Below are 3,217 nucleotides of genomic sequence, written 5' to 3' on the forward strand. Positions count from 1 at the left end.
CCCGCGACTGGCCTTCCCCGCCGCCCAATACGCTCGGGAAGGGGTTTTTGCACAGTTCCAAGTCACCGGCGCGGACTTTGACGGCGGATCCCTCGAATTGACCGCCAGCGATGTTCCCGGCGGTGCACTCTTTGACGCCAGCACGGGAGTGTTTCGATGGCAACCGCGGTACGACCAAGCGGGGACGTACCACGTCACCTTCACGTTGACCGATTCCGAATCCGCATCGGATTCGATCACCGTCCCGATCGTGGTCGAAAACGTCAATCGCGCGCCGGTCATTGAGAGTCGCCATCACCAGGTCGTGGTGGGCAACTTGCTCGATTTCACGATCGCTGGAACCGATCCCGATCTTGATGACACGTTGACCTTCTCTGCGTACGGATTACCCACCGGCGCGCAACTCGATCCGGCCAGCGGACGAATCACTTGGGTGCCGAACCCTGGACAACTCGGACGCACGATCATCGACGCCCGTGCCAGTGACGGTCTGGCCGAAACCAAGCACACCATCGTGATCGATTCGGTCGCGACGCCGCAGCTGCCCGACGTCCGCATCGTCACCACACCCAGTTTCCCCGCATTGCCCGGGCAAACCGTACGGGTGGACGTGATCGCCGACGGCTTCGCACCGATTGATTCGCTGGGGCTGACGCTGGACGGCGTGCCGGTCGCGTTGGATGCCAACGGACGAGGCGAGATTGTCGCCGGAGTTCCCGGGAAACAAACGCTGGTCGCGACCGCCACGGATGTGGACGGGTTTGTCGGTTCGACCACCGAAACCCTTCGTGTACGAGATTCCGCCGACAAGACTCCTCCTCAACTGGCGCTCTCGTTCGGTGGCGTGACGACGGCGACCGAACCGCTCGATCTGATCGCGTCGGTCGTCGACGTCAATCTCGACAACTGGGTACTGGAGATCGCATCACGCGGTTCGAATGATTTCCGCCCACTGGTCGAAGGTGAATCGACCGGTGACGGATTCGTGTTGACGACGATTGATCCGGCCACGATTGCCAACGGCATTTACACGCTGCGGCTGTCGGCACGCGACATCAGCGGCCGGGGCAGCGAAACGACGATCGATCTGGCCATCAATTCGGCAGTGAAATCCGACGCCTTTGTCCGCACGGACGTCGATGCGACGATCGTGGTGGGCGGGAAAACGTTTGAGTTCGCCCGACAGTACGATTCACTCGCGCAAAACGTGACCGGACGACTCGGCGACGGTTGGCGTTTCACGTTCGGCGAAACTCGATTGCAGCTCGGTATCACGCCGCAGCAACGCGCCGGTGGCGGCGATCCGATCGCCCTCGAATCGATCGGCATTTATTCCGCGCTGTCCGCCGGTGACCGCGTTTATCTGGATTTGCCCGATGGGACCCGCGGGGGATTCACGTTCGAACCGGTTGCCGTCCAGCCGTTCGACCAGAACGACTCGCTCTTGTTCTACCGGCCGAACTGGGTGGCCGATGATGGCGTCGACTTTGCACTTGAATCACTCGATCGATTGCTCGTCGCCGGTGGCAATCGCTACTATGACCAGGAAACCGGCCAGCCCTATCATCCGGCGAACGACGTGTTGGGCGACCAGGCCTATCGGTTGACGTACCCCAGCGGAAAAGTCGACGTGCTGGACGGAAACGGTCGCTTGGCGCGGCAGGTTTGGCCCGACGGTGACGTTTGGCACTTCAGCGACAGCGGGATCAGTTTTTCCGACGGGACGTTCATTCCGATCGTCACCGACGACGCCGGGCGTGTGGAATCGATCCGACTGCCGGCCGGGCTTTCCAGTCTCGGCGATCTGCACTACGTCTATGACGACGCCGGTCGGCTGATCGAAGTCGCCGCGGTCGCAGTGCCACCGACCGGAGATCCGCCCGTCTCCCTGCATCGCTACGGTTACGAGTCGCGCAGCGGTGGCGCGTTGACGGTGGCGACCGGCATCGGTGGCGAAAACACTTCTTACCCCAGCGGGCTTCCCCTGACCGGTGATCTCGGCCGGGCGATCGATTTCAGCGGCGCCGAAATCATCAACGAACTCGAAGCCGGGCAGGCACACCAATATGCCTTTACGATCGATCAAGACCAGTTGCGTTCGACCGGCGAACAAGTCGTCTGGGTGCGGGCGATGGTGGAAAGGTATCGAAGTCCGTTTGTTGCGGGAACACCGAGCATCGCCGGGCTTTCACCGATCGCACGGAGCGTCGACGAAGACCGTACCGTCGCGTTGTTCGCGATCGATCGCGCCGATCAGTATGTGCTGGACGTCCGCGGAGCGTCAGACGACGACGACGGGCGTTACCAACTGTTCCTGGATGTCGTCGGTGACATCAACCGCGACGGCGCCGTCGATGGTCTCGACAGCGAATTGATCTTCGAGTCGTTTGGCACCTTTGTCGGCGATCTGGAATACAACCCCTACGCGGATTTTGATTCCGATGGTGCGATCACCGTCGCGGATTCCCAGTTGTTGGCCGCCAACTTCGGGTTCACGTCCGATTTCGCCGCCTTGTCATTGACCGATCGATTCGTGACCGATCCGCTGTTTCCGATCTACCAGCCGGATCCGGTTTCGGGGACGCCGCCCACGATGGAGACCCCGGTCGATCCGTCGACGGGAACCGACACGCGCATCACACCGGCGCCGGAACCCGTGCCCGCGGTCGATCCGCCGACGCTGATTCCGATCTCGCTGGCACCGACCGACGGCGCGGCGTTTGCCATTCGCAACGGGCTGTTCGATGCCGCGGGCGACCAATGGAGCGTCGGTGGAGACGTTTCGTTTGACGATGGGACCGCAACCCTTCACGAGACGCTTGGTGAGCGGACGTCTGTGCGGCAAGCGTTCTTTGTCCCCGGTGATGCATCGATCCTGCGTTTCACCGTGACGGGTTTGACCCTTGCCGCGACCGATGCGCGAACGCCCGATGCCTTCGAAGTCGCCTTGTTGGACGCGACGTCCCTGGCGCCGCTGGCCGGTCAACTGGCCATCGGCAACAGCGACGCACTGCTCAACATCGCCTCCGACGGACCGTACACGGCAGCTTCGTCGGTACCGGTGGGCGACGCCGATTCCGTCGATCCGTCCGCCGATCTGGGTGGAACCATTTCGGGGGATCGCTTGCTGGTGCAAATTGATTTGAACGCAATCCCGGCGGGTACTTTGGCTGTGCTTTCGTTCGATCTGTTGGGATTCGCCGAAACTCACAGCGAG

Annotated in this window: 1 protein-coding gene; it reads left to right on the forward strand. The window is 62.0% G+C overall.

Features of this window, described 5'->3' with window-relative positions; translation table 11 throughout:
* Positions 1–3,217, forward strand: a 3,217-nt coding sequence (locus tag ABX749_RS27240; RefSeq protein ID WP_372898799.1) for a putative Ig domain-containing protein, incomplete at both ends; no start/stop codon positions are given.

The organism is Stieleria sp. (assembly GCF_041595215.1).
In the GTDB taxonomy this organism is placed as follows: Bacteria; Planctomycetota; Planctomycetia; order Pirellulales; family Pirellulaceae; genus Stieleria; species Stieleria magnilauensis.